The 25449-nt window shown below is 72.9% G+C and carries 20 protein-coding genes; 3 read left to right on the top strand and 17 right to left on the bottom strand.

Going from position 1 to position 25449, the window contains the following annotated elements:
• Position 1: 1 nt before the first annotated feature.
• The 12 genes from AC5L3C_RS05490 to AC5L3C_RS05545 form a co-directional block, all read right to left on the bottom strand.
• Positions 2-892, bottom strand: coding sequence for a TatD family hydrolase (locus AC5L3C_RS05490; protein ID WP_493647268.1), 891 nt, complete (start codon positions 890-892; stop codon positions 2-4).
• The gene (locus AC5L3C_RS05495) at positions 892-1632 is read right to left on the bottom strand and encodes an EboA domain-containing protein (protein ID WP_493647270.1); all 741 of its coding nucleotides are present in this window, start codon (positions 1630-1632) and stop codon (positions 892-894) included. The genes AC5L3C_RS05490 and AC5L3C_RS05495 overlap by 1 nt, the downstream gene beginning before the upstream one ends.
• Positions 1629-2588 carry a sugar phosphate isomerase/epimerase family protein gene (locus tag AC5L3C_RS05500; protein ID WP_493647272.1) on the bottom strand — a complete coding sequence of 320 codons (960 nt, stop codon included), beginning with the start codon at positions 2586-2588 and terminating at the stop codon, positions 1629-1631. The genes AC5L3C_RS05495 and AC5L3C_RS05500 overlap by 4 nt, the downstream gene beginning before the upstream one ends.
• Before the next feature lie 596 nt (positions 2589-3184).
• The gene (locus tag AC5L3C_RS05505) at positions 3185-4180 is read right to left on the bottom strand and encodes an SCO3242 family prenyltransferase (RefSeq protein ID WP_493647273.1); all 996 of its coding nucleotides are present in this window, start codon (positions 4178-4180) and stop codon (positions 3185-3187) included.
• Positions 4181-4383: 203 nt separating this feature from the next.
• Positions 4384-5538, bottom strand: a complete 1155-nt coding sequence (locus AC5L3C_RS05510) for an inositol-3-phosphate synthase (protein ID WP_493647274.1) — start codon at positions 5536-5538, stop codon at positions 4384-4386.
• Between the two features lie 132 nt (positions 5539-5670).
• On the bottom strand, positions 5671-9375 hold the full coding sequence (locus AC5L3C_RS05515) for a ThuA domain-containing protein (RefSeq protein ID WP_493647275.1): 3705 nt from the start codon (positions 9373-9375) through the stop codon (positions 5671-5673).
• A 271-nt stretch (positions 9376-9646) separates the two neighbouring features.
• Positions 9647-10645 (bottom strand): sugar phosphate isomerase/epimerase family protein, encoded by a 999-nt coding sequence (locus tag AC5L3C_RS05520; protein ID WP_493647277.1) that lies wholly within the window; start codon positions 10643-10645, stop codon positions 9647-9649.
• 13 nt (positions 10646-10658) lie between these two features.
• Positions 10659-11867, bottom strand: coding sequence for a Gfo/Idh/MocA family protein (locus AC5L3C_RS05525; protein WP_493647279.1), 1209 nt, complete (start codon positions 11865-11867; stop codon positions 10659-10661).
• Between the two features lie 80 nt (positions 11868-11947).
• On the bottom strand, positions 11948-12994 hold the full coding sequence (locus tag AC5L3C_RS05530; protein ID WP_493647281.1) for a substrate-binding domain-containing protein: 1047 nt from the start codon (positions 12992-12994) through the stop codon (positions 11948-11950).
• Positions 12995-13010: 16 nt separating this feature from the next.
• Positions 13011-14030, bottom strand: a complete 1020-nt coding sequence (locus AC5L3C_RS05535) for an ABC transporter permease (protein ID WP_493647282.1) — start codon at positions 14028-14030, stop codon at positions 13011-13013.
• Positions 14027-15544 carry a sugar ABC transporter ATP-binding protein gene (locus AC5L3C_RS05540; RefSeq protein WP_493647284.1) on the bottom strand — a complete coding sequence of 506 codons (1518 nt, stop codon included), beginning with the start codon at positions 15542-15544 and terminating at the stop codon, positions 14027-14029. The genes AC5L3C_RS05535 and AC5L3C_RS05540 overlap by 4 nt, the downstream gene beginning before the upstream one ends.
• 310 nt (positions 15545-15854) lie before the next feature.
• On the bottom strand, positions 15855-17036 hold the full coding sequence (locus tag AC5L3C_RS05545) for an ROK family protein (RefSeq protein ID WP_493647286.1): 1182 nt from the start codon (positions 17034-17036) through the stop codon (positions 15855-15857).
• 355 nt (positions 17037-17391) lie between these two features.
• Between AC5L3C_RS05545 and AC5L3C_RS05550 the strand changes: the two genes are divergently transcribed.
• The gene (locus tag AC5L3C_RS05550; RefSeq protein WP_493647288.1) at positions 17392-19077 is read left to right on the top strand and encodes a serine/threonine-protein kinase; all 1686 of its coding nucleotides are present in this window, start codon (positions 17392-17394) and stop codon (positions 19075-19077) included.
• Positions 19074-19697: a hypothetical protein gene (locus AC5L3C_RS05555; RefSeq protein WP_493647290.1), complete on the top strand. Its 624-nt coding sequence runs from the start codon at positions 19074-19076 to the stop codon at positions 19695-19697. The genes AC5L3C_RS05550 and AC5L3C_RS05555 overlap by 4 nt, the downstream gene beginning before the upstream one ends.
• A 16-nt stretch (positions 19698-19713) precedes the next feature.
• Here AC5L3C_RS05555 and AC5L3C_RS05560 read toward each other — a convergent pair whose 3' ends face one another.
• The 4 genes from AC5L3C_RS05560 to AC5L3C_RS05575 form a co-directional block, all read right to left on the bottom strand.
• On the bottom strand, positions 19714-20391 hold the full coding sequence (locus AC5L3C_RS05560) for a GntR family transcriptional regulator (RefSeq protein WP_493647291.1): 678 nt from the start codon (positions 20389-20391) through the stop codon (positions 19714-19716).
• A 109-nt stretch (positions 20392-20500) separates the two neighbouring features.
• Positions 20501-21448: a beta-ketoacyl-ACP synthase III gene (locus tag AC5L3C_RS05565; protein ID WP_493647293.1), complete on the bottom strand. Its 948-nt coding sequence runs from the start codon at positions 21446-21448 to the stop codon at positions 20501-20503.
• Positions 21449-21595: 147 nt separating this feature from the next.
• Complete coding sequence (locus tag AC5L3C_RS05570) at positions 21596-21736, bottom strand: MFS transporter small subunit (RefSeq protein ID WP_164555568.1); 141 nt, start codon at positions 21734-21736, stop codon at positions 21596-21598.
• A complete protein-coding gene (locus AC5L3C_RS05575; protein ID WP_493647295.1) occupies positions 21705-23045 on the bottom strand; it encodes an OFA family MFS transporter in 1341 nt (446 codons plus the stop codon). The genes AC5L3C_RS05570 and AC5L3C_RS05575 overlap by 32 nt, the downstream gene beginning before the upstream one ends.
• 233 nt (positions 23046-23278) lie before the next feature.
• On the opposite strand from AC5L3C_RS05575, the gene fdhD reads away from it, so the two are divergent.
• Positions 23279-24124 (top strand): formate dehydrogenase accessory sulfurtransferase FdhD, encoded by an 846-nt coding sequence (fdhD, locus tag AC5L3C_RS05580; protein ID WP_493647297.1) that lies wholly within the window; start codon positions 23279-23281, stop codon positions 24122-24124.
• Here fdhD and AC5L3C_RS05585 read toward each other — a convergent pair whose 3' ends face one another.
• The gene (locus AC5L3C_RS05585) at positions 24125-25405 is read right to left on the bottom strand and encodes a serine hydrolase domain-containing protein (protein ID WP_493647299.1); all 1281 of its coding nucleotides are present in this window, start codon (positions 25403-25405) and stop codon (positions 24125-24127) included.
• Between the last annotated feature and the right edge of the window lie 44 nt (positions 25406-25449).

Consider the following 25449-nt stretch of genomic DNA (forward strand, 5'->3'; position numbering starts at 1 on the left):
CTCACGCCTCCGTGGCGGGGGCGCCGGCCGGCCGGGGCTCGTCCTTCGGTGCGCCGCGCAGGATGGAGTTGCCCTCGTGGGTGGCGTCCGTGGCGGCGACGTCGAGATCGAGGCGTCCGCTGAGGCCGTAGAAGGCGACGGGGTTGCGCCACAGCACCCGGTCGACGTCGTCCTCGGTGAAGCCCCCGGCGAGCATCAGGTCGGCGACCTTGCGGGTCTTGAGCGGATCGCTTCTGCCCCAGTCGGCGGCGGAGTTGACCAGGACCCGCTCGGGGCCGTGGTCGCGCAGGATCGCGACCATCCGCTCCTCGTCCATCTTGGTGTCCGGGTAGACGGAGAAGCCGAGCCAGGCGCCGCTGTCCCTGGCCTCCTTGACGGTGGTCTCGTTGAGGTGGTCGACCAGGACGCGGTCCATCGGCAGCGCGGACTCGCGGACGACGTCGAGGGTGCGGCGCAGCCCGGCGAGCTTGTCGCGGTGCGGGGTGTGCACCAGCGCGGGCAGGCCGTGGTCGGCGGCGAGCTGGAGCTGCGCGGCGAGGGCGGTGTCCTCGGCGGGGGTCATGGAGTCGTAGCCGATCTCGCCGACGGCCACCACGTTGTCCTTGACCAGATACCGGGGCAGCACGTCGAGGACGGGTGTGCAGCGCGGGTCGTTGGCCTCTTTCGGGTTGAGGGCGAGCGTGCAGTGGTGGGCGATGCCGTACTGGGCGGCGCGGAAGGGCTCCCAGCCGAGGAGGGAGTCGAAGTAGTCGAGGAAGGAGGCCGGGGAGGTGCGGGGCTGGCCGAGCCAGAAGGCGGGTTCGACGACGGCGCGGACACCCGCCGCGTACATGGCCTCGTAGTCGTCGGTGGTGCGCGACGTCATGTGGATGTGGGGGTCGAAGATGCGCATCAGGACTCCTTGCCGTGGGGGGTGTCCGGGCCGTGCGGCGGGGTCGCGGGGGCGGACCCGGTCAGGGCCAGGACGCGGTGCAGGTCCTCCGGTACGTCGCGGCCGGCGGCGCGGCGTTCCTCGGCGTAGTCGCCGAGCATGCGGGCGAGTTCGGCGTCGCCCCGGGCGCGCGGGGCCAGGTCCGCCACCTGGTCCAGGCGGACGCCGGTGAAGAGGCACTTCAGTACGGCGTGCCGCCAGGCGTGTGCGTCCAGGTGGCGGGCGCCGTAGGGGCCGAGGGCGGCGGCGACGAGCCGGGTGTCGTTGGTGCGCAGGGCGTCCTCGACGAGCGGGAGGGCGTCGCGGGTGTCCGGCACGAGGTGGGGCAGGGCGTGCAGGACGGCCCGGCGTTCGTCGGCGGTGCCCTGGTAGTAGACCCGGGTCAGCGCGGCGGCGTCGGCGCGGGCCGCGTGCAGGATGAGCACGCGGGCGGCGTCGGCGTGGGCGGCGCCGCAGCGGCGGCCGGCCTCGGCCAGGCGCAGTTCCCACACCGAGATGGGTCCGTGGGTGCCGGGGTGGGCGGAGGCCTCCGCCAGGGCCTGGTCGAGCCAGGCGCGGGCGGCTCCGCCCAGCAGGCCGGCGAGGCGGTGGCGCAGTGCGGCGGGCGGGGCGAGGGCGGGGGTGGTGCCGTCGCCGGGGGTCGCCGGTCTGCCGGAGGTGCCGGCCTCCGGGGTGGCCGAGGTGGCCTGGGGGCGGTTCATGGAGTGTCGCTCCCTTCGGGGGTGGCGGAGGGATCGCCGTGCGGTGGGACGGGGACGGAGGGTGCGGCGGTGGCCGCGAGCCGGTCGGCCCGGCGCAGGAACGGCAAGGACTGGGCGGCGAAGTGCGGGCCGGCGTGGGAGTGCCGGGGCAGTTCGACGACGGTCAGGCCCTGGTATCCGGTGGCGGCGAGGGCCGCCAGCACGGGCGGGAAGTCGATCTCGCCGGTGCCGAAGGGGAGGTGCTCGTGGACTCCCCTGCGCATGTCCTCGATCTGGACGTGGCGCAGCCAGGGGGCGGCCTGGCGCACGCAGTCCGCGGGCGAGGCGGGTTCGAGGCACTGGCAGTGGCCGATGTCCAGGGTGAGGCCGAGGGGCTCGGGGTCGCCGAGCGTGCGGCGCAGACGGTGGAAGTCGGCGAGGGTGGCGAGGAGGTGACCGGGTTCGGGTTCGACGGCGAGGGGGACGCCGGCGGTCGCGGCGGCCTCCAGGACGGGGGTGAGGGTCTCGGCGAGGCGTTTCCAGGCGGTCTCCTCGTCGGTGCCGTCGGGGACGACGCCGCTGAAGCAGTGCACGGCGTGGGCTCCGAGGTCGGCGGCGACGCGGACGGCGCGCAGGAGCAGGTCGACGCGGCGGGCGCGGTCGTCCGGGCCGGCGTCCAGCAGCGACGGGCCGTGCTTGCGGCGGGGGTCCAGCACATAGCGGGCGCCGGTCTCGACGGTCACGCCGAGCCCGAGCTCGTCCAGCCGCCGCGCGACCCGGCGGGTGCGGGCGGCGAGGTCCGGGGCGAGCGGGTCGAGGTGCATGTGATCGAGGGTCAGTCCCACGCCGTCGTACCCGAGCTCGGCGAGCAGCCCGAGGGCGTCGTCGAGCCGGAGATCGGCAAGCCCGTTGGTCCCGTACCCGAACCGCAGCGGGGCCCGTGCGGATTGCCCCGCCTCCCCCCTGACACCGCTCACGCTCTCCCCGCCCCCGTCCCGGCCCGCGTCGCCGGACGGGCGGACGGCCACGCGCCGGGCCGCCGGCGGGGCCGGGTCCCGGCCGTCGTTCCCAGCTGCCTCCCGGCTCACGTCCCCCGTCCGGCCGGCGCGGCCCGCAGCGCGGGCCGGGCGGACGGCCGCGTCCCGTTCCGCCGGGCCGGAGAGGAGAACGTCCGCCTCCCGAGCCGCGACGTGGGACAGGCCGACGGCCGCACCCCGGACCGTTCCCGGGACCGAGGTCCGGCCACCGTCCCCGGCCGCCTCCCGGCTCGCGCCCCGCGCCGCATCCGCGTCCCCACCACGGCCCGCAACCCGGGACACGCCGACCGCCGCGCGCCACGCCGCTTCCGGAGCCGAGGCCCGGCCACCGTCCCCGGCCGACCGGGCCGCTTCCGGGGCCGGGGCCCGGTCACCGTTACCAGCCGCCTCCCGGCCTGCGCCCCGCGCCGCGGCCACGCCCTTGTTCCCGCCCGCGGGGCGGGACTGGTGGGGTTCAGCGCCCCGGGGCGTTTCGGGGGACGTGGGGCGGACGGTTCCGGGGGTGGTGGGGGCGGGGTCGTGGTCTCGGCTTCGGGTCATGTGATGCTCACCTTCCTCATGGCGGCTCGCCTGGCGAACGCGCGGCCGGCCGGGGCGAGGGCCGCGATCAGGAGGGAGGTGACGGGCGAGCCGGAGCGGGCGGTGAGCGCGGCCTGGAGCGGGATCGTCGCCCGGATGCCGCCGCCGACGGCGCGCTGGGTGAGCGGGGGTGAGGGGTTGAGCGCGGCGTGGAGGTAGGGCCGGGCGGCCGTGGCCGCGTAGGCGGCGCCCAGGACGGTGGTGAGGGTGCCCGCTGCCCGGGCCGGGCTGGAGCCCGACAGGCCGGGGGCGGCTGCTGCCCTCCGGCCTGCCGGGAGTCGGATGCGGCGGTGGGTGACCAGCCCGGCCAGTACCCCCGTCGTCGCGAGCGCCGCCAGGGGGGCCGGTACCGAGCCGCCGGTGGTCTCCCGGCGGGACACGGCCGTGACCGCGAGCGTGTGGCTGCCGAGCAGCGCGGCGGAGGGCAGTGCGGCCTGGGTGCCGCCGCCGGTCGCGGCCGCGCCCAGGAGCAGGTCGAGTCCGCGCGCCGCCGCCATGGCCGCGGGTCCGGCGGGCGTGTGCTTCAGCGCCAGGTCGTAGGACCAGACGGTCGCCGCCAGCGGAGCGGCCACCGCGAGCGCGGGCCGTCCGGCCCGGGCGGCGAGCACCAGACCGGCGCCGGTGAGGGCACCGGCGGCGGCGAGGGCGGCGGCCGGTGCGACGCGGCCGGAGGGAATCGGGCGGTGCGGACGCTCGACGGCGTCCTCGGCGCGGTCGGCCCAGTCGTTGAGGGCCATGCCCGCCTCGTACAGGCACAGGGAGGAGCCGATGGCGAGCAGCGTCCGCGGCCCGGGCCGCACGCCGGCCGCGGCCGCACCGGCGAGGGCGTCACCCGGGACGGTGAAGAGCGCGGGCAGCCGCAGCAGTTCCGCCCAGGCGCTCGCCCGCCCGGAACGCGGGGGCGCGGTACGGGACACGGCTCCGAAGGCGCCGGCGACCACGGGCAGCTCCACCGCCCCGTCCCGCGAGCGGGACCCGCTATCGCGGGGCGCGGCACCGCCGCCGGCAGGCGGCCCGCCCGGAACCGCGCTGTCCGCCGCCGAGCGCCCTGCGGGCCGCCGCCGAAGCAACTCGGCCCAGCCACCCGCCCGGCCCCGCCCGGGACCGGGGAGCCGCGCGAGCCGCCGCGGCAGCCCGGCCCGGTTCAGGGGGCGGGTCATCGCGGCACCCCGGGGTTGTCGCGCAGGCGGCCGGCGAAGGTTCGCAGTTGGGTGTACTGCTCGGCCAGGGCGGAGGGGCCGTCGCCCACCGGGTCCTTGAAGTAGAAGGCCAGTTCGCTCAGGGGGCCGGTGAGGCCCTTCTCCCGGGCGCGGGCGGTGAGGCGGGCCAGGTCCAGGACGAGCGGGGCGGCGAGGGCGGAGTCGCAGCCCTGCCAGATGGTCTGGAGGATCATGCGGGAGCCGAGGAAGCCGTCGAAGGCGATGTGGTCCCAGGCCGTCTTCCAGTCGCCGAGGGCCGGTACGTCGTCGATGTGGACCTCGCCCTCCGGGGTGGCGCCGAGGGTGTCGGCGAGGACGCGTTCCTTGCCGGCGTTCTTCGCGGCGGCGGCCGCCGGGTCGGCGAGAGCAGCGCCGTCGCCCCCGCCCAGGAGGTTCGTGCCGGACCAGGCGCGCACGGCGAGGGCGCGCTGCGCGAACATCGGGCCGAGGACGGAGCGCAGGAGGGTCTGCCCCGTCTTGCCGTCACGGCCGGCGTACGGCAGTCCCGAGGATGCGGCGAGTCCGGCCAGCGCCGGGTGGTGCAGTCCCGTGGAGGGGGTGAAGTTGACGTAGGGGCAGCCGGCGCGCAGGGCGGCCGCCGCGTAGAGGGAGCTGGGCGGCAGGGAGCCGTCGGCGGGCGCGGGTTCGGTGGAGGCGACGTTGACCACGACGGCGCCCGCGAGCTCGTGCCGGCGGACGAAGTCGCGGATGTCGGCCGCGAACACCTCGATCCAGTCGTCGTCGGCGCGTGAGGTGTCGCCGGGCAGGGGGCCGCCGGGCCTGATCTCGCGGTCGGCGGCGACGAGTTCGGCGTGCACCGCGGCCGGCAGGCCGTGCGGCAGCACACCCCCGTCGGCGAGGTGTTCCGCACGCTTGGGGAGCGGGCAGTCGACGGTGTCGTGGCCGCCGAAGACGAGGGAGGCCAACGGGGGCAGGTGGCAGGAGGCGAAGTCGGGGGTTTCGGTGACCATGCCGGTCGGGGGGTGGAGTCCGGCGGCGACGGCGGCGCAGCCCGCGACGGCGGTCGTGGCGACGGATCCGCGTGCCCCGATGAACCAGACGCCGAGGCGCGGGGCCGGGGCGGGGGTGGGGAGGAACGGTTCGGCGGACATGGGCAGCCTCCTTGTCGTACGCGAACCCGGTGCGAGCGCCGGTGGGGGGATGCGCGGGGTGCCGGGCGGCCGGGCCCGGCGGGACGACGGGCGGAGGTCCGGCGTCCTCCGCCCGCCGCCGTCTGGGTGGCCCTAGGAGGGCAGTTCCTTCAACTGGATGTTGCGGAAGGAGACCTGGTCGTCGGCGCCGTGGTTCTGGAGGCCGATGTAGCCGTCGGTCAGGCTCCGCTCGGGGTCCTTGTTGGTGAAGTCGTTGATCTTGACTCCGTTGAGGAACACCTGGAGGCGTTCGCCGCGGACCTTGATCTCGTAGGAGTTCCACTGGCCGGGCGGCCGCAGGACCTGGTCACGGGCCTTGATGTCGGCCGACTGGAAGGAGTAGATCGCGCCCGTGGTGCGGTCCGGCGCGTCCGTGGCGTCGATCTGGATCTCGTAGCCCCGGTCCACCGCGGACCAGGGGTCGTCGGAGGCCGGGAAGCCCACGAAGACACCGGAGTTGTCGTCTCCCTGCATCTTCCAGTCGAGCTTGAGGGAGTACGACCCGAGCTCCTTGGCCTGGTACCAGAGCAGGCCCATGCCGCCCTCGGACTGAAGCGTGCCGTCCTTCACCACGAACCGGCCGGGGCCGGCCTGCTTCCAGCCGTCCAGGGTCTCGCCGTTGAAGATCTCCCGGTAGCCCTTGTCCGGCTTGCAGTTGGCCTTGACCTGACCGGTGGCGTACTGAAGTCCGCCGAGCAGGTGGGTGCGGAAGGCCTCGTCGGCGTAGGACTCCTTGGTGTGGCCGCCGCCGGTGTAGAAGGAGCGGCCGCCGCCGTAGTTCTGGCACCAGGCGATCGGGTGGTCGCCCTTCATCTTCCCGCCCTCGTAGGTGGTCTCGTCGAGGGTGGCGAGGATCCTGGCCTGTCCGCGCGGGTTGGTGCGGTAGTTGTACCACTCGTCGGTGCGCTCCCAGCTGTCGCCGAGGTGCGCGGTGGACGGGTGGTCGTGGTCGTGGACGCGCACGGTGGCCTTCTGGATGGCCGGGTGCGAGTCGAAGTAGGCACCCACGAGGCCGCCGTAGAACTCCCAGTCGTACTCGGTGTCGGCGGCGGCGTGGACGCCCATGTAGCCGCCGCCGTTCGCGACGTAGTTCTCGAACGCCTTCTGCTGCTCGGCGTCGAGCACGTTACCGGTGGTGGAGAGGAAGACCACGGCGTCGTACTTGGCGAGGTTGGTGGTGGTGAACTGGCGGGCCTCCTCGGTGGCCGTGACGGAGATGTTGGCCGGGTCGCCCAGTTCCTTCAGCGTGGCGACGCCCTCCGGGATGGAGTCGTGGCGGAAGCCGGCCGTTTTGGAGAAGACGAGGACCTTCTTGCCCTTCTTGAAGGGCTTCGTGGAGAACTCGAAGTCGTCGATGTCGTAGAGCGCTCCGTCGCCGCCCCGGAAGACCAGGTAGATCTCCGTGGTGCGCTTGGGCAGCGCCCGCAGCGGCACGTCGACGTTCTGGAACGTCTCCCAGCTGCCGGTCGGCGGGATGTACGCGGAGCCGTGCAGCTTGCCGTCGGGCGAGCCGGTGCGCAGTTCGATGAAGCCGCCGGAGCCGCCGGAGGACGCCCGCACGGTCATCTTCTTCTGCCCGTCGAACCGGTAGGGCTCGAAGGAGATCCAGTCGCCGTCGTGGATGTCGCCGACGGTCCGGCCGCCGTTGGCACCGGACTTCTCGACCACCGACACGCCCTGCTGGGTGCCGAAGTGCTCGGCCTGGCGGTGCAGCGGCTGGAGCACGGCGCGCGCGGTGCCGGTCAGCGCCTCCTGCCCGCCCGCGCCGCCGTCGGTGTAGCTGGCGCCGACCACACCGTAGATGTTGGCGTTGGGGTCGTGACCGCCGTCGCCGGCGGGCGGCTCGAGGGTGCCCTCACAGCCCATCTCGCTGGTCAGCTCGTGGGCGTGGGAGTCGTGGCCGAGGCTGTAGGCGACCTTGACCCGGGAGCAGTCGATGGTCTCCTCGGGGTCGGTGACGGTCACCTTGAACGGGACGGGCTCGCCGAAGGCGGCCAGGCTGCCGTTGCCCGGGATCTCGATCGTCACCGTGGGCTCGGTGTTGCCGACGACGATCCGCACGCTGGCGTTGCCGGTGTTGCCCTCGGGGTCCTTGGCGGTGAAGGTCGCGGTGTAGGTGCCGGCCTTCTTGTAGCGGTGGGTGGGGTTGAGTCCCTCGCCCGTGGTGCCGTCGCCGAAGTCCCAGCTGTAGGTGAGCTCCGGGGAGTCGGCGTCCTCGGCGGAGGCGGTGAACCTGACCCTGAGACCCACCGCGCCGGAGGTCTTGTCCGCGCTCGCCTCGGCGATCGGGGAGAAGCCGTCCTCGGCGTTCTCGATCCGGTACAGCGCGGAGTTCTCGTCGCCCTGGAACCAGGACAGGCCGTAGTCGAGGACGTAGAGCGCGCCGTCGGGGCCGAACTCCATGTCCATGATCTGGGTGCCGGTCCAGGGGAAGTCGTTGATCTTCGCGACGGAGCCGTCGTCGTTCTGCTCGATCCGCTTGATCCAGCGGCGGCCGAACTCGCCCGCGAAGAAGTCGCCGTCGTAGGCCTCGGGGAACTTCACCGAGGACTCGAGATCGGGGTCGTAGCGGTAGACCGGGCCGGCCATCGGCGACTCGGATCCGCTGCCGAACTCGGGCACGGAACCGCCGTCGTACGGGATCCAGGCGGGCTGGGCGGGCGGCAGGTCGACGAGTCCGGTGTTGTGCCGCGAGGTGTTCTTCGGGGCGTCGCAGTCGAACTTCTCGCCGGAGGCGCCGGTGCCGAAGTCGTAGTCGTTGTAGGCGTCGTTGTCGCCGGTGCAGAACGGCCAGCCGAAGTTGGCGGGCTCGGTCACCTTGGCGAACTCGACCTGCCCGGCCGGGCCGCGGTCCGGGTCGGCTGCGCCGGCATCGGGGCCGTAGTCACCGACGTAGACGGTGCCGGTCTGCTCGTCGACGCTCATCCGGAACGGGTTGCGGAAGCCCATCGCGTAGATCTCGGGACGGGTCTTCTCGGTGCCGGGGGCGAAGAGGTTGCCTTCCGGGACGGTGTAGGAGCCGTCCTCGGCGACCTTGATGCGCAGGATCTTGCCGCGCAGGTCGTTGGTGTTGCCGGAGCTGCGGCGGGCGTCGAACGCCGGGTTGCGGTCCGCCCGTTCGTCGAGCGGCGCGTAGCCGTCGGAGGCGAAGGGGTTGGTGTCGTCGCCGGTGGACAGGTAGAGGTTGCCCTCGGCGTCGAAGTCGATGTCGCCGCCGACGTGGCAGCAGATGCCGCGGGAGGCGGCGACGTCCAGGACCTTCTTCTCGCTGGACAGGTCGAGTGTGCCGTTGGCGTTGAGGACGAAGCGGGACAGGCGGTTGACGCCGTCGAACTGCGCGAAGTCCTCGGCGGTGCCCGTCTCCGGGGCGTCGCCGGCGGGGGTGTCGAGGGGCGGGGCGTAGTAGAGGTAGACGGCCCGGTTGTTCTCGAAGTCCGGGTCGACGCCGACGCCCTGGAGGCCCTCCTCGTCGTGGCTGTAGACGGGGATGCGGCCGGCGACCTTGGTGACGCCGCCCTGGTCGGTGATGCGCAGGGTGCCGTCGCGGGAGGTGTGCAGGACGCTGCGGTCGGGGAGCACGGCGAGCGACATCGGCTCGCCCATCTCGGGCTCTCCCTTGGCGAGCGGTACCTGCTGGAACTGGCCTTCCTCGGCCGCCGTTTTGGCCTCGGCCGGTGCCGCGCCGGCGACGGTGGCCGGGGTGCCGACGGCGAGCAGCAGGCTGGTGAGCAGGGCGAGGGGGGTGCGAAGTCCGCTGTGCCTCGGGGCGTTGCTGGCTTTGAGTCTGCTTCTGTGCACGAAGTCCCTCCGGGGATGGGGCCGTACGAACAGGTGCGAAGACAAGCGACGGATGCGGTGTGTGCGGGCGCCGGGGTGCGCCGTCACCCCGGAGACGTGGGTGTCCTGAACACTTCAGGGACGGTAACCGCGTTCTTCCAAAGCCAACACCCCTTGGAGCGCTTCTGGTTCAACTTTTTCCCAACTCAGGACAAAGCGGGACGCGGGCAGGGCCGGCCGGGGACCGGCGCCGCCGCCGGCCCCCGTCCCCGGCCCGCTGCGGGCCCTGCGGTCAGTTGTTGAACGCGGCGTCGAAGGAGGCGCTGGGCGGCTCGAAGTCGAAGGCCTTGAGCCGCTGGAGCGCCTCGGGGGCGCCCTGGAGCCGGTCCATGCCCGCGTCCTCCCACTCGACGGACACCGGCCCCTGGTAGTCGATGGAGCGCAGCATGCGGAAGACGTCCTCCCAGGGAACGTCGCCGTGACCGGCGGAGACGAAGTCCCAGCCCCGCCGCGGGTCGCCCCAGGGCAGATGGGAGCCGAGGCGGCCGTTGCGGCCGTCGAGGCGCTTGCGGGCCTCCTTGCAGTCGACGTGGTAGATCCGGTCGCGGAAGTCCCACAGGAAGCCGACCGGGTCGAGGTCCTGCCACACGAAGTGGGAGGGGTCGAAGTTGAGGCCGAACGCCGGACGCCGGTCCACCGCGTCCAGGGCGCGGACGGTGGTCCAGTAGTCGTAGGCGATCTCGCTGGGGTGGACCTCGTGCGCGAAGCGCACGCCCTCGGCGTCGAAGACGTCCAGGATCGGGTTCCACCGCTCGGCGAAGTCCTCGTAGCCGCGCTCGATCATCGACTCGGGGGCGGGCGGGAACATGGCGACCAGGTGCCAGATGGCGGAGCCGGTGAAGCCGATGACGGTGTCGACGCCCAGGAGGGCCGCGGCGCGCGCGGTGTCCTTGATCTCGTCCGCGGCCCGCTGCCGTACGCCCTCGGCCTCGCCGTCGCCCCAGATGCGGGCGGGCAGGATGGCCTGGTGGCGTTCGTCGATGATGGCGTCGCAGACCGCCTGTCCGACCAGGTGGTTGGAGATCGCCCAGCACTTCAGCCCGTACTTGTCGAGCAGCTGGTGGCGGGAGGCGACGTAGGAGGGGTCGGCGAGCGCCTTGTCCACCTCGAAGTGGTCGCCCCAGCAGGCGAGTTCGAGTCCGTCGTAGCCGAAGTCGCGGGCGAGTCGGCAGACCTCCTCCAGCGGCAGGTCGGCCCATTGGCCGGTGAAGAGCGTGAAGTTGCGCGGCATCGTGTCCGTCCTCTCAGGCGGCGATCGGTGTGTAGACGGAGTTCTTCCCGGCGCTCTCCTCCACCGCCGCCAGGACGCGCTGCACCTGGAGCCCGTCGGCGAAGGAGGGGGCGGGGCTGCGCCCGTCCGCCACCGCGTGGACCAGGTCGCGGGCCTGGTGCACGAAGGTGTGCTCGTAGCCGAGGCCGTGGCCCGGCGGCCACCACGCCTCGAGGTAGGGGTGGTCGGGTTCGGTGACGAGGATGCGGCGGAATCCGGCGTGGCCGGCCGGCTCGGTGCCGTCGTGGAACTCCAGTTCGTTGAGCCGTTCCAGATCGAAGGCCAACGTCCCGCGCTCGCCGTTGAGTTCGATGCGCAGGGCGTTCTTGCGGCCGGTGGCGTACCGGGTGGCCTCGAAGGAGGCGAGGGCGCCGGAGGAGAAGCGGCCGGTGAACAGGGCGGCGTCGTCGACGGTGACCGGTCCGGTGCCGGCGGCGGAGACGGCGGCCAGGCCGCTGCTGGGTGCGCTCGGCAGCGGCCGCTCCCGTACGAAGGTCTCGGTGAGCGCGGAGACGCCCGCGAGCTGCTCCCCCGCCAGGTACTGCGCCAGGTCGACGATGTGCGCGCCGAGGTCGCCGAGCGAACCGGAGCCGGCCTGCTCCCGGCGCAGCCGCCAGGTCAGCGGGAACGCGGGGTCCACCAGCCAGTCCTGGAGGTACACCACCCGCACGTGCCGCAGGGTGCCGATCCGGCCCTCGGCCACCATCCGCCGGGCCAGCGCGGTGGCGGGCACCCGGCGGTAGTTGAAGCCGACCATCGCGATCTGGCCGCGCGCGCGGCCCTCCTCGGCGGCGCGGACCATCGCCTCGGCCTCGGCGACGGTGTTGGCGAGAGGCTTTTCGCACAGCACGTGCTTGCCCGCGGCGAGCGCGGCCAGAGCGATCTCGGCGTGGCTGTCCCCCGGTGTGCAGATGTCGACGAGGTCGATGTCGTCCCGCTGGACCAGTGCGCGCCAGTCGGTCTCGGCCTCCGCCCAGCCGTGCCGGTCCGCCGCCGCGCGCACGGCGTCGCCGTCCCGGCCGCAGATGACGGCCAGTTCGGGACTGAGCGGCAGGTCGAAGACGCGGCCCGCGGTGCGCCAGCCCTGGGAGTGGGCGGCGCCCATGAAGGCGTAACCGACCATGCCGACGCGCAGCGGTGGCTTCCCCGCCCGATCCCCTTCGGACGCTTGCGGCTGTGCCATTCGGATGTCCTCCTCGTCATCGTGGCGGGCGGGGGTGGGCCCCGCCCGGTGGGCTGGTCAGGCCCGTGGGGCGGGGCTCCTCACTTGAAGCCGGTGGACATGTACTGGTCCACGTTCTCCTTGTCGACCACGGCCGAGTAGCAGGTCACCGACGAGGGGATCTCGAACTCGGCGAGGCCGCCGACGCCCTTGCCCTGGCCGAGGGCGCGGGCGAGGTCGATCGCGGAGGCCGCCATGGTCGGCGGGTACAGGACGGTGGCCTTCAGGACACCGTTGTCGGCCTTGATGGCCTCGAAGGCGGAGAGCGCGCCCGCGCCGCCGACCATGAGGAACTCGTCGCGCCCCGCCTGGTCGATGGCGCGCAGCGCGCCCACGCCCTGGTCGTCGTCGTGGTTCCACAGCGCGTCGATCTGCGACTGGGCCTGGAGCAGCTGGGCCATCTTGGCCTGGCCCGACTCGACGGTGAACTCCGCGGCCTGGCGGGCCACCTTCTCGATGTTCGGGTAGTTCTTCAGCGCGTCGTCGAAGCCCTGCGTGCGCTGCTTGGTCAGCTCCAGGTTGTCCAGGCCGGCCAGCTCGACGACCTTGGCGTTCTGTTTGTCCTTGAGCTTCTCGCCGATGTAGTGGCCGGCGTTGAGGCCCATGCCGTAGTTGTCGCCGCCGATCCAGCAGCGGTACGCCTGCGGGGTGTTGAAGATCCGGTCGAGGTTGACCACCGGGATGCCGGCCCGCATCGCCTTCAGCCCGACCTGGGTCAGCGCCTTGCCGTCGGCGGGCAGGATCACCAGGACGTCGACCTTCTTGTTGATGAGGGTCTCGATCTGGCCGATCTGCTGGGCGGTGTCGTTGGAGCCCTCGGTGATCTCCAGGGTGACGTCCGAGTACTTCTCGGCGCGCTTCTTGGCGTTGTCGTTGATGGCGTTGAGCCAGCCGTGGTCGGCCTGCGGTCCGGCGAAGCCGATCGTGACCGGCTTGCCGGGCTTGTCGTCGGCGGCGGGCTGGTCGTTGTTGGCCGGCTCGTCGTCGCCCGAGTCGTTGCTCGTGCAGCCGGTGACGAACACGCCGGCGGATACGGCGGCCGCTCCGAAGAGCAGTCCTCTGCGGCTGGCGAAAGGTGTCTCTGGCATGGCGGTGAACCCTTTCCTAGGTCGTGCTCGCGGTACGGCGCTGGACCAGCACGGCGGCGACGATGATCGCGCCCTTGGCGATCTGCTGGACGTCGCTCTGCAGGTTGTTCAGGGCGAAGATGTTGGTGATGGTGGTGAAGATCAGGACGCCGAGGACGGAGCCGACGATGGTGCCCCGGCCCCCGGTGAGCAGGGTCCCGCCGATGATCGCGGCGGCGATGGCGTCGAGTTCGTAGAGGTTGCCGTTGGTGTTCTGGCCGGAGCCGGCCAGAACGATGAGCAGGAAGGCGGCGATGCCGCAGCACAGCCCGGACAGCAGGTACAGGTAGAGCCGCTGGCGGCGCACGTCGATGCCGGCGAGCCGGGCGGCCTCGGCGTTGCCGCCGACGGCGACGGTGCGGCGGCCGAAGGTGGTCCGGTTCAGGACCAGCCAGCCGATGACAGTGACCGCGGCGAACACCAGGACCAGCGGCGGGATGCCGAGGATGTAGGAGTCGCGTTCCCCGAGGTCGAGGACCCCGTCGACGGTGACGATCTGCGTCCGCCCGTCGGTGATCTGCAGGGCGAGTCCGCGGGCGGAGGCGAGCATGGCGAGGGTGGCGATGAACGGGACCATCCCGCCGTAGGCGATGAGCACCCCGTTGACCAGGCCGCAGCCCAGACCGACCAGCACGGCGGTGAAGAGGATGCCGCCGAAGCCGAACTCCTGGGTGGCGACCGTGGTGGCCCACACCGAGGCGAGGGCGACGATCGCGCCGACCGACAGGTCGATGCCGCCGGAGATGATCACGAAGGTCATGCCGACGGTGACCACACCGATGACGGAGGCCTGGGTGAGGACGAGCTGGAGGTTGCGGGTGTCCAGGAACTGGTCCGGTTTGGTGATGCCGCCGATGAGGATCAGTACGGCGAGTACGCCGAGCAGCGACATCGTGCGGACGTCGGCGCGGAACAACACGGCGCGCCAGGCGGGCTGTTCGGCGGCCGACGGCACCTTTCCGGTGCTGTCCCGCGGCGGGGAGACGTTCTGCGTCATGACGCCGGGCTTCCTTCCATGACCAGGTCGAGTACACGGTGTTCGTCGAGTTCGCGGGCGGGCGCCGTGTGGACGACGTCGCCCTCGCGCAGCACCAGGACGCGGTCGGCGAGGCCGAGGACCTCGGGCACCTCGCTGGAGACCAGCAGCACGGCGAGTCCCTCGTCCGCCAGCCGGCGGACGACCGCGTACAGTTCGGCGCGGGCGCCGACGTCGACGCCGCGGGTGGGTTCGTCGAGCAGCAGCACCCGGCAGCCGCGCAGCAGCCAGCGGGCGAGCACGGCCTTCTGCTGGTTGCCGCCCGAGAGGGTGCGCACGGGCACGTCGGGGTTGTCGGGCCGCAGGGACAGTTCGCGGACCGCCGCACGCGCCGCCCCCAGTTCGGCACCGCGGTCGATCCAGCCGGCCTTCGCGAAGCGCGACATGGAGGAGACCGACACATTGCGGGTGACGGACTCCAGCATGAGCAGGGCCTGGGCCTTGCGTTCCTCGGGGGCGAGCCCGAGCCCGGCGCGTACGGCGGCCCGCACACTGCCCGGTTTCAGCGGCCGCCCGCCGACGAGGACCCGTCCGGTGTCGGGTTTGCGGGCGCCGTAGATCGTCTCCAGGATCTCGGAGCGTCCCGAGCCGACGAGCCCGGCGAGCCCGACGATCTCCCCGGGCCGCACCTCGAGGTCGAGCGGGGCGAACTCGCCCCGGCGGGACAGGTTCTCCACGGTCAGTACCGGTTCGCCCCGTGGCGGGTCGGCGGGCCGCTCCGGGAAGACGTACTCGACGTTGCGTCCCGTCATCAGGGCGACCACCTCGCGGGTGGGCGTCGACTTGGCGGGCAGTCCGCCGGCCACGGCCCGGCCGTCCTTGAGGACGGTCACCCGGTCGCCGATGCGCCGGATCTCCTCGAGCCGGTGCGAGATGTAGACGACGGCGACCCCGTCGGCGGTGAGGTCCCCGACGATCCGGAAGAGGTTGTCGACCTCGTCCGGGTCGAGCGCGGCGGACGGCTCGTCCATCACGATGAGCCGGACGTCGTGGGAGAGCGCCCGCGCCATGGACACGATCTGCTGCTGCGCCGCGGACAGGTCCCCGACCAGCCGGCCCGGGTCGACCTCCGGGTGTCCGAGCCGCTTGAGGAGTTCGGCGGTCGACGCCCGGGCGGCCTTGCCGCGCACGACGAAACCCGCGGTGGTGGGTTCGTGGCCGAGGTGGACGTTCTCGGCGACGGACAGGTGCTCCACCAGGTCGAGTTCCTGGTAGATGGTGGCGATGCCGAGACGCATGGCGGCGATCGGCGAGCGCAGGGTGACGTCCTCCCCGCGCCAGCGGATGGTGCCCGAGTCGGGCTGGTGGGCGCCGGCCAGCACCTTGATCAGGGTGGACTTGCCGGCGCCGTTCTGTCCGAGCAGGCAGTGCACCTCGCCCGCCTGGACGTCGAGGTCGACGCCGTCCAGGGCCCGGACTCCGGGGAAGGACTTGGTGATGCCGGACATGCTGAGCAGCGGTGCTTCTGGTGCCATGCGGATTCCCCTCGGCGGGCGTACGGGCCGGTGTCAGGGCGATCCCCTTGCGGGGCAAGCGTTTTCAGGCAGGGCGGAGCGGAGCGTTGGCGGGGCCTGGCGACTGAACGGTGCGCGGGTGGGGCGGGTGGGGCGTGCTGGGTGCGTGTGATGGAGCGGGTGGGGCTCGGGGCGTGCGTGCGATGGAGCGGGTGGGGCTCGGAGCGTGCCTGTGGTGGAGCGGGTGGGGCTCGGGGCGTGCGTGCGATGGAGCGGGTGGGGCGTACTACGGGTGTGCGGTGGAGCGGGGCGGTGCGCGGGGCCGTGCTGCTTACGCGGGTGAGAACAGGTGGTCGCTGATCAGCCGGGCCCCGCCGATGACTCCGGCGGTGGGGCCCAACTCCCCCAAGACGATGGGCAGGTTGCCCGTCGCCAGGGGCAGCGACCCGCGGTAGACCTGGGTGCGGATCGCGGCGAGCAGGGTGTGGCCGAGGCCGGTCACCCCGCCGCCGATCACCACCAGGCCCGGGTTGAAGAAGCTGACCAGGCCGGCGATGACCTGGCCGGTGCGGTTGCCGCCCTCGCGGATCAGATCGAGGGAGGTGGCGTCACCGGCCGCGGCCGCCGCGGAGACGTCGACGGCGCTGAGCGTGCCGTTCGCCTCCAGCCGGCCGGCGAGTTCGGCGGAGAGCTGCTGCTGGGCGGCCTCGGTGGCGTCCCGGGCGAGGGCCGCGCCGGAGAAGTGCGCCTCCAGGCAGCCCCGGTTGCCGCAGGCGCACGGGCGTCCGTCGGGCACGGCCTGGATGTGCCCGATGTCGCCCGCGCTGCCCGTCGTACCGCGGTAGACCTCGCCGCCGACGACGATGCCGCAGCCGATGCCGGTGCCGATCTTCACCACGAGGAAGTCGTGCACGGTGCGGGCGACGCCCGCGTGCTGCTCCCCCATGGCCATCAGGTTCACGTCGTTGTCGACCATGACCGGGCAGCCGAGGTCCTGGCTGAGCGCCTCCCGCACGGGGAAGCCGTCCCAGCCCGGCATGATCGGCGGAGCCACCGGGACACCCTCGGGGAACCGGACCGGGCCCGGGACGCCGATGCCGGCGCCGTCGAACCCCTCCGCGAGCCCCGAGGCCTTCAACTTGGCGGCCATGGACAGCACTTGCTCGAAGACCGCGACCGGTCCCTCGCGTACGTCCATGGGCTGGTTGATATGCCCGAGGATCTCCAGCTCGGCGTTGGTGACGGCGACGTCGATCGAGGTCGCGCCGATGTCGACGCCGAGGAACCGCAGGTGCGGGTTGAGCCGGATGTTGTGGGAGCGCCGGCCGCCGCGCGAGGCGGCGAGTCCGTCGGCCACGACGAGTTCCGTCTCCAGCAGCCGGTCCACCTCCACGGCCAGTTTCGACCGGGAGAGGTCGACCTGGTCGCCCAGCTGGGCACGGGAGTTGGGGCCTCCGTCGCGCAGCAGCCTGAGCAGTCGGGCCTGATGGGCGTTGGCGGGTCGCGCGGTCATACGTCTCACGAGCCCCTCCCCGCCTCATCGGCCTGTGCGCGCCGGATTCCGGCCACGTGTGTGGCGTTCCTTCGGATGGGAAGTTAGCAGCGCTTGCCGGAGGTGGGAAGAAGTCGCGCAGGAATTGACCCCTACTTTTTCCACTCACAGGACAAAGAGGGGCCGGGCGGCACGGCGGGCGCAGGTCACCCGAAGCACGGGCGGGCGCTCCCGCGCGGGAATCCGCAGGTGCGCGAGGAACCGCGGCACCGCAACCGCGGCGGCCGAAAATGTGTCTGTCACCGCGAGGGCCGGATGCCCCGGAGTGCCGCGATACTCCCGGGGACAGGGCCGGTCCCGGGGAGTGAGGAACACGATGAGCATGTGGACGGTTCCGGGGTACACCGAGTCGCTGGAGCTGGGCGCCGGTGCGAGCGGGCGTGTGGTTCTGGCCATGCACGAGGGGACCGGGGTCCCGGTCGCGGTCAAGTACCTCAGCGAGTCGCTGCACACCCGCCCGGGGTTCGTGCACGACTTCCGTGCCGAGGCACGGCTGCTCGGCGGGCTGGACAGCCCCTTCGTGGCGGGGCTGTACGAGTACGTGGAGAGCCCCGACGGGGCCGCCATCGTGATGGAGCTGGTGGACGGGGTGTCCCTGCGGGCCGTGCTGGCCGAGCGGGGGCCCCTGGATCCCGAGGCGGCGCTGCTGATCCTCAAGGGGTCGCTGCTCGGCCTCGCCGACGCGCACCGGGCCGGCGTGGTGCACCGTGACTACAAGCCGGAGAACGTCCTGGTCACCCCGGACGGCGCGTCCAAGCTGGTCGACTTCGGGATCGCGGTCGACACGCAGGCGCGCGCCGGGGTGGCGGGCACGCCCGCCTACATGGCGCCCGAGCAGTGGCGGGGCGAGGCCGCCTCTCCGGCCACCGACGTGTACGCGGCCACGGCGACCTTCTTCGAGTGCCTCACCGGCCGCAAGCCGTACGCCGGCGACAACATCGCCGAGCTCGCCCTGCGGCACGTGGACGCGCCGGTCCCGGTGGCGGAGGTGCCAGAGGCGGTGCGGCCCCTGGTCCGCCGGGGCCTCGCGAAGGAACCGGTGGGGCGGCCGGCGGACGCCGAGGCGTTCGTCGCCGAGCTGGAGGCGGTCGCGGGCGCGGCGTACGGGCCCGACTGGGAGGAGCGGGGCCGCCGGCGGCTGGCCGCGCTGGTGGCGCTGCTCCCGCTGCTGCTGCCGTCGGCCCGTACTCCGGGGCACTCGACGACCGACACCGCCCGGACGGTGCTGCGGCACCCGCCGGACCGGGGCGGCTGGGCGCGGGCCTGGAAGCCCACCGGGCCGGGCATGCTGGCCGCCGCGGCGGCGGCGCTGCTCGCGGTCCTGCTCGCCTACGCGGCACCGCCGGGTTCCGGCGGGCCGCAGCAGCGGGCGGCCGAGGCCCTGGCCACCACCCGTGCCGACCCGGACGTGACCTCCGGCCCGACGGCCCCCTCCGCGTCCCCCGCGGCGGACGCCTCCACGGCGTCCCCGTCCGGCCCGGCCTCCACGGGCCCCGCCGACGCGTCGGCCTCCGCGACCGGTACGGCGACGGACCCGGGCACGGACCCCGGATCCGACGCGGGCACGGAGCCCGGCACGGATCCGGGCGGGGACCCCTCCCCCGGCACTCCCCCCGGTCCGGCCTCCGAGCCCGGCACCCCGGCCGATCCCCCCACGGACCCCGCCCCGGCCGCGCCCGCGGTCAAGGACGTCATCGTGACGGAGTTCCGGCAGACGGGCTCCAGCACCGCCACGACCACGGTCACCGTGGTCACGGACGGCACCGGACCGGTGACGATCGACCTCCGGTGGTCCGTCGCCGACACCGCCGGCGGGCCGGGATCGCCGGACGGCACCGGTCAGGTCTTCCGGCGCAGCGGTGCCACGCAGTACACGGTGACCGCAGAGCACGCCTTCCAGAAGCTCGGCTGCTACTGGACGGTTTCGGCGACGACCGCCCCGGCGTCCGCCGACGGGGGTGCGTCCGGGCAGCTCCTGACGAAGCGGTGCGATCTGCAATGAAGCCGACGAACGAGCCCGACGACGACTACAGCGCCACCGTGCTCGCGAGCCACTGGATCCAGCGCCCGCAGGAGGACACCGCGCCCACGGTGACCGGCACGGCGTACGACGGCGGGGTGCGGCCGGACCGGATCGAGGGCGCCGTGCTGCGCTTCGGCCCGGGTGTGCGGGAGGCTCTGGCGCACCGCACCGGCGGCACGCCGTTGCCGCCGCCGTCCCCGCCACGGCGGCGGGGTCTGCGCCGACACGCGCTGCCGGCCCTCGTCGTCCTCGTCGCCCTCGCCCTGCTGGCCTGGCAGCGGCTCGGAGCGCCGCTCACGGTGGAGGCGGCGACGGTCGCGGCACCGCGCGCCGCGGTGGGCTGCGACGGCACGGCGGACCTGGTGGGCACGGTCACCACCAACGGCCGCCCGGGCACCCTGACCTACCGCTGGATCCGCAGTGACGGCACCGAGTCCGGCGTACTGCGCGAAAGGATGGCACGGGGTCAGCGGGAGGCACGGCTGCGCCTCCTGTGGACCTTCGAGGGCACCGGCCGCTACGAGGCGACGGCCGAGCTGCGGATCCAGTCCCCCTCCACCCGCACCACCACGACCCGCTTCACCTACGACTGCTCCTGAGGCCTGCGCACGGGCCCTACGCGTCCTCCCGTGCGTGGTACGAGCGGCGGGTGTGTTCGGTGTGGTCGCGCATGAGGCGGGTGGCCCGTTCCGCGTCGTGGGCCGCCATCGCGTCGATCAGCTCGCGGTGTTCGGCCCAGGAGCGCTCGCCGCGCTGCCGGGCGACCGGTGTGTAGTACCAGCGCACGCGCCGGTCGACCTGGGCGCCGAGTTCGGCGAGCACGGCGTTGCCCGACAGCTCCATGACCTTCGCGTGGAAACGGGCGTTGAGGGCGACGGCGGCGTCCACGTCGTCGGCGGCGACGGCCTCGAGGCCCTTGGCCAGGATCTCCTCCAGCGCCTCGATGCCCGCGCGGTCGGCATGGCCCGCGGCGAGCCGGGCCGCCTCGGCCTCCAGCAAGGAGCGCACGGTGAGGAGTTGGTCGGCCTCCTGCTCCGTCGGCTCGTGCACGAACGCGCCCTGGGCGGGCCGGAGGTCGACCCAGCCCTCGGTGTTGAGTCGCTGGAGCGCCTCGCGGACCGGCTGGCGGGAGACGCCGAGGTGGCCCGCGAGTTCACTCTCGACGAGGTGCCGGCCCGGCCGGAGGGCGCGGGTGGTGATGAGTTCGAGCAGCGCCTCGTAGACGCGGTCGCGCAGCGGGCCGGGCCGTTCGAGCTTCGGCACCGCCCCCTGGGGCAGTCCGGTCGACGACATCGCGGGTCCCCCTCCTCGGCAGCGCCGTGCGCCGCCGCGAACGCCGGTGCCACCGCAGACGCCAGTGGTGATGGTGTTTCGTCGGCAGTGTACGGCGGCGGGCGTGACGTCAGGGGCAGCGCACGACCTGGCCCGCGTACGACAGGTTCCCGCCGAAGCCGAACAGCAGCACCCGGTCGCCGGCCGACAGCGTGCCCTGCTCGACGAGTTTGGACAGGGCCAGCGGGATGCTCGCGGCCGAGGTGTTGCCGGAGTCGGTGACATCGCGGGCCACGACGGCGTTGACCGCGCCGAGCCGGCGGGCGAGGGGTTCGATGATCCGCAGGTTGGCCTGGTGCAGCACCACACCGGCGAGGTCCTCGGGCGCCAGTCCCGCCTTCTCGCACGTCTGCCGGGCCATGACCGGCAGCCGGGTGGCGGCCCAGCGGTAGACGCTCTGCCCCTCCTGCGCGAACCGCGGCGGCGTCCCCTCGATCCGCACCGCGTGCGCCATCTCCGGCACCGAACCCCACAGCACGGGTCCGATGCCTGCCTCCTCGCCCGGCGCACAGGCCTCCACCACGGCCGCGCCCGCCCCGTCGCCGACGAGGACGCAGGTGGAGCGGTCGGTCCAGTCGGCCACGTCGGACATCTTGTCGGCGCCGATGACCAGGACCCGGCTCGCGCCGCCGGCCCGCACGGTGTGGTCGGCGGTGGCGAGGGCGTGGGTGAAGCCCGCGCACACCACGTTGAGGTCCATGACGGCGGGTCCGGGCATGCCGAGGCGGGCGGCGACCCGGGCGGCCATGTTGGGCGAGCGGTCGATCGCGGTGGACGTGGCCACCAGGACCAGGTCGATCTCGGCGGGCGTCCGGCCGGCCGCCGCCAGCGCCTTGGCGGCGGCGTGCGCGGCCAGTTCGTCGACGGGCTCGTCGGGACCCGCGATGTGACGGGTGCGGATGCCCACCCGGCTCGTGATCCACGCGTCGCTGGTGTCGACCATGCCCGCCAGATCCTCGTTGGTGAGGACCCGGGCGGGCTGGTAGTGGCCGACGGCGGCGATGCGCGAGCCGATCATGGGTGATCATCCCCCTCGTTTCCGGTTACGGGCTGCCCCAGTCTGATCAGTGACTCACCGGTACGAGGGCAGGTGAAGCAACAGGAAACGGGGGCCGGGCTTGTCGGCTTCCCTCAGCCTCCAAGGTGCCGTCCCGGCGGTCCGCGATCAGCCCGTGAACAACTGTGTCGCCTTGCGCACGAGCTCGTACAGACCGTAGGCGAGCGGTACTCCCACCCACAGCCAGGAGAAGACGATCAGATTGCGGTGGTCGCCGCTAGGCGGATTCCGACTGCTGTCGCCGGTCATCGGCGGCCTCCTTCGGCAACTCGGTGTCGGGCACATGGTGGCGGGGATCGACGGGCCGGACCAGTTCGTTGGCGACGAAGCCGATGACGAGCAGTCCGATCATGATGAGCAGCGACGTTCCGTAGAGGGACGGTCCGTGCTTGCCGGCCTCCTCCTGGCGGTCGGCGACCCAGTTCACGATCAGCGGCCCGAGCACACCGGCCGTGGACCAGGCGGTGAGGAGCCTGCCGTGGATGGCGCCGACCTGGTAGGTGCCGAAGAGGTCCTTCAGGTAGGCGGGGACCGTGGCGAAGCCGCCGCCGTAGAAAGAGAGGATGACCAGGGCGCACAGCACGAACAGGGGCTTGGAGGTGTCGCCCAGCAGCCAGATCAGGGCGTACATCAGCGCGCCGACGCCGAGGTAGACGCGGTAGATGTTCTTGCGGCCGATGAGGTCGGAGGTGGTGGACCAGCCGATGCGGCCCGCCATGTTGGCCGCCGACAGCAGGGCGACGAACCCGGCCGCGGCGGTCGCCGACACCGGGGCGGAGGTGTCCGCGAAGAAGTCGGTGATCATCGGTGCGGCCTTCTCCAGGATGCCGATGCCCGCGGTGACGTTGAGGGTGAGCACCAGCCACAGCAGCCAGAACTGCGGGGTGCGCACCGCGGAACGGGCGGACACCTGCGGCCCGCTCGACACCGTGGGCGCGCCGGCCACGGGGGCGGCGGTGCGCGGCACCCGGACCAGCAGCACGCCGAGCAGCATGAACACGGCGTAGGTGAGCCCGTGCACGAGGAAGGCGAGCGCGATGCCATCGTTGTCGGTACCGAAGGACTCGAGCATCTGCGCCGACCAGGGCGAGGCGATCAGCGCGCCGCCGCCGAAGCCCATGATGGCGATGCCGGTGGCCATGCCGGGCCGGTCGGGGAACCATTTGATCAGCGTCGAGACGGGTGAGATGTAGCCGATGCCCAGGCCGATGCCGCCGACGAAGCCGTAGCCGAGGACGATCAGCCAGTACTGCTCGGTGGCCGCGCCCAGCGCGGAGAGCAGGAAGCCGGAGGAGAAGCAGACCAGGGCGACGGTCATCGCCCAGCGCGGGCCCCGGCGTTCGACGAGGGTGCCGCCGAACGCGGCGGACAGCCCCAGCATCACGATGCCGAGCTGGAAGGGCAGCGCGCTCTGGGTGCCGCTGAGGCCGAGCGAGGACTCGAGCGGTGGCTTGAACACGCTCCACGCGTAGGCCTGGCCGATGGACAAGTGGACGGAGAGTGCGGCGGGCGGAACGAGCCAGCGGCTCCAGCCCGGCGGTGCTACGGGGGGACTCATGAGTCCACAACCGTAAGGACGCGAAGGGCCGTTGAGAAGACAGTTGAGGCGACAACTATTAAGGCGGTACACAGTCTTGCCGAGGGACTCCATACTGTAGACAATGTGGCGCCGACGCCCCCGCGCACGCCCTGCCGCGCACGTAGGAGTCCGCCGGGCGGACGGCGGGTACCTGGGACAATGGACCGGGACGGCCGCCGCGCCGCACGACACCGAGCGGAACGGTAGGGACGATGGGACGAGTCACGGAACGACGCAAGGTGCTCCGCATCCGGGACGGGGCGGTCTCCAGCCGCCCGGACACGCTCGTCGCCGAGGAGCCCCTGGAGATCCGGCTGAACGGCAGGCCGCTGGCGATCACCATGCGCACACCCGGGGACGACTTCGCGCTCGCCGCCGGGTTCCTGGTCAGCGAGGGCGTGCTGGCCGACGCCTCCGACCTGCGGAACATCGTGTACTGCGCGGGCGCGACCGTCGACGGGTCGAACACCTACAACGTGGTCGACGTGCAGACGGCCCCCGGCGTGGCGGTCCCGGACATCACCCTGGAGCGCAACGTCTACACCACCTCCTCCTGCGGACTGTGCGGCAAGGCGAGCCTGGACGCGGTGCGCACCACCACCCGCCACCCCGTCGCCGACACTCCCCCGCTGGCGCTGGAGCCGGAGCTGCTGGCGAGCCTCCCGGACCGGCTGCGCGCGGCCCAGCGGGTCTTCGACCGCACCGGCGGCCTGCACGCGGCGGCCCTGTTCGACGAGCGGGGCGAACTGCTCGACGTACGGGAGGACGTGGGCCGGCACAACGCGGTCGACAAGCTGGTCGGCCGGGCCCTGCAGAACGGCGGCCTGCCGCTGTCCCGCACGGTCCTGCTGGTCTCCGGGCGGGCCTCGTTCGAGCTGGCGCAGAAGGCGGTCATGGCCGGCATACCGGTGCTGGCGGCCGTCTCGGCCCCGTCCTCGCTGGCGGTGGACCTGGCGGCGGAGACGGGGCTGACCCTGGTGGGCTTCCTGCGCGGCAGCTCCATGAACGTGTACGCGGGTGAGCACCGCATCGCCCTGCCGGTCGCGTCGAGGCCGTGACTACTGCTCGCAGAGCGCCGTGTCGAGGGCGTCCGCGAGGTGTTCGTGGACGTCGAGCGTGGTCGCCGTCGCGGTGACGGCCACGGTGGCGGCCCGGCCGTCCTCGGTCACCCCGTTGCGGGTGCTGTAGCCGACGGCGTCGCCGCCATGGGTCCAGGCGAAGCCGCCGCAGCTCAGCTTCACGGTCGCGAGGCCGAGGCCGTAGGTGCTGCCGTCGGTCACGTCGAAGCCGGGGGCCTTCACCGTCTTCTGCATCTCCTTCAGCTGGGCCGGCTTCAGGAGTTCGCCGTCCAGGAGGGAGGTGAGGAAGCGGTTGAGGTCCGACGGTGTACCGATCAGCGCTCCCGCGGCCCAGGCCGCGGACGGGTCCTGCACGGTGACGTCCGCCCACGGCTCGTCCTGCGTCATCCTGAAGTAGCCGTGGGGGTGCCGTCCCTTGACGGTCTGGTCACCGACCCCGGGCCAGTAGGTGTCCCGCAGCCGGAGGGGCTCGATGACGCGCTTGGTAATCTCCTCGCCGATCGGGCGCCCGGTCACACGCTGGACGATCAGTCCGGCCAGCGTGTAGTTGGTGTTGCTGTAGCCCCAGGCGGTGCCGGGAGCGAACTCGGCCTTCTTGGCCAGCGCGAGGTCGAGAGTCTCCCTCGGCTCGAAGTGGCGGTGCTGCTGCTTGGTGAGGTAGTCCTTCACCACGTCGTCGTCGTAGTCGGGCAGCCCGCTGGTGTGCTGGAGCAGTTGACGGACGGTGATGTCCCGGCCGTCGATGCCGTCACCGCGGACCAGACCCGGCAGATATGTCTCGACCGGCTCGTCGAGTCCGACCTTGCCCTCACCGACCAGTTGCAGCACCACCGTGGCCGTGAACATCTTGGTGTTGCTGGCGATCCGCACCTTTCCGTCGACCGGGACCGCGGAACGGGTCCTCAGGTCGCCGACTCCCGCGGTGTAGTGGCGGGTCCGCCCGCCGGGGTCGCGCACGGCGGCCAGCGCGCCGGGGATGCCGTCGTCGATCAGCCTGTCCAGGCTCTTGCGCACGGCATCGTGGTGCCTGCCCGGCCCGGCCTTCGCCACGGCCGGCTCCCGGGTGTCCTTGGTGCCGCCGCCGTCCGCCGACGCGACTCCTACGCCCGCCATGACCCCCGCCAGCGCCGTGAGGGCGGCGCCCAGCAGGATCCGGCGGCGGCGGGAGGGTGAGGCGTGGGCGGCACGCCCCCGGCCGGGAGTGGCCGGCACGGGCCGGACACCGGACGGGGGCTCGGGGCAGGAGGAGGGCTGAGTCACGGACAACTCCCTGATGGACGGGCCTGCTTGACGGTGACCAGCCT

This window comes from Streptomyces speibonae, assembly GCF_984686075.1.

Bases quoted from the DNA above. Each gene is read 5' to 3' on its own strand.
- AC5L3C_RS05520 (WP_493647277.1), bottom strand. From the start codon at position 10,645: ATGCCGCGCAACTTCACGCTCTTCACCGGCCAATGGGCCGACCTGCCG.
- AC5L3C_RS05530 (WP_493647281.1), bottom strand. From the start codon at position 12,994: ATGCCAGAGACACCTTTCGCCAGCCGCAGAGGACTGCTCTTCGGAGCG.
- AC5L3C_RS05560 (WP_493647291.1), bottom strand. From the start codon at position 20,391: ATGTCGTCGACCGGACTGCCCCAGGGGGCGGTGCCGAAGCTCGAACGG.
- AC5L3C_RS05575 (WP_493647295.1), bottom strand. From the start codon at position 23,045: ATGAGTCCCCCCGTAGCACCGCCGGGCTGGAGCCGCTGGCTCGTTCCG.
- AC5L3C_RS05535 (WP_493647282.1), bottom strand. From the start codon at position 14,030: ATGACGCAGAACGTCTCCCCGCCGCGGGACAGCACCGGAAAGGTGCCG.
- AC5L3C_RS05525 (WP_493647279.1), bottom strand. From the start codon at position 11,867: ATGGCACAGCCGCAAGCGTCCGAAGGGGATCGGGCGGGGAAGCCACCG.
- AC5L3C_RS05540 (WP_493647284.1), bottom strand. From the start codon at position 15,544: ATGGCACCAGAAGCACCGCTGCTCAGCATGTCCGGCATCACCAAGTCC.
- AC5L3C_RS05570 (WP_164555568.1), bottom strand. From the start codon at position 21,736: ATGACCGGCGACAGCAGTCGGAATCCGCCTAGCGGCGACCACCGCAAT.
- AC5L3C_RS05545 (WP_493647286.1), bottom strand. From the start codon at position 17,036: ATGACCGCGCGACCCGCCAACGCCCATCAGGCCCGACTGCTCAGGCTG.
- AC5L3C_RS05555 (WP_493647290.1), top strand. From the start codon at position 19,074: ATGAAGCCGACGAACGAGCCCGACGACGACTACAGCGCCACCGTGCTC.
- AC5L3C_RS05550 (WP_493647288.1), top strand. From the start codon at position 17,392: ATGAGCATGTGGACGGTTCCGGGGTACACCGAGTCGCTGGAGCTGGGC.
- AC5L3C_RS05510 (WP_493647274.1), bottom strand. From the start codon at position 5,538: ATGTCCGCCGAACCGTTCCTCCCCACCCCCGCCCCGGCCCCGCGCCTC.
- AC5L3C_RS05565 (WP_493647293.1), bottom strand. From the start codon at position 21,448: ATGATCGGCTCGCGCATCGCCGCCGTCGGCCACTACCAGCCCGCCCGG.
- fdhD (WP_493647297.1), top strand. From the start codon at position 23,279: ATGGGACGAGTCACGGAACGACGCAAGGTGCTCCGCATCCGGGACGGG.
- AC5L3C_RS05490 (WP_493647268.1), bottom strand. From the start codon at position 892: ATGCGCATCTTCGACCCCCACATCCACATGACGTCGCGCACCACCGAC.
- AC5L3C_RS05495 (WP_493647270.1), bottom strand. From the start codon at position 1,632: ATGAACCGCCCCCAGGCCACCTCGGCCACCCCGGAGGCCGGCACCTCC.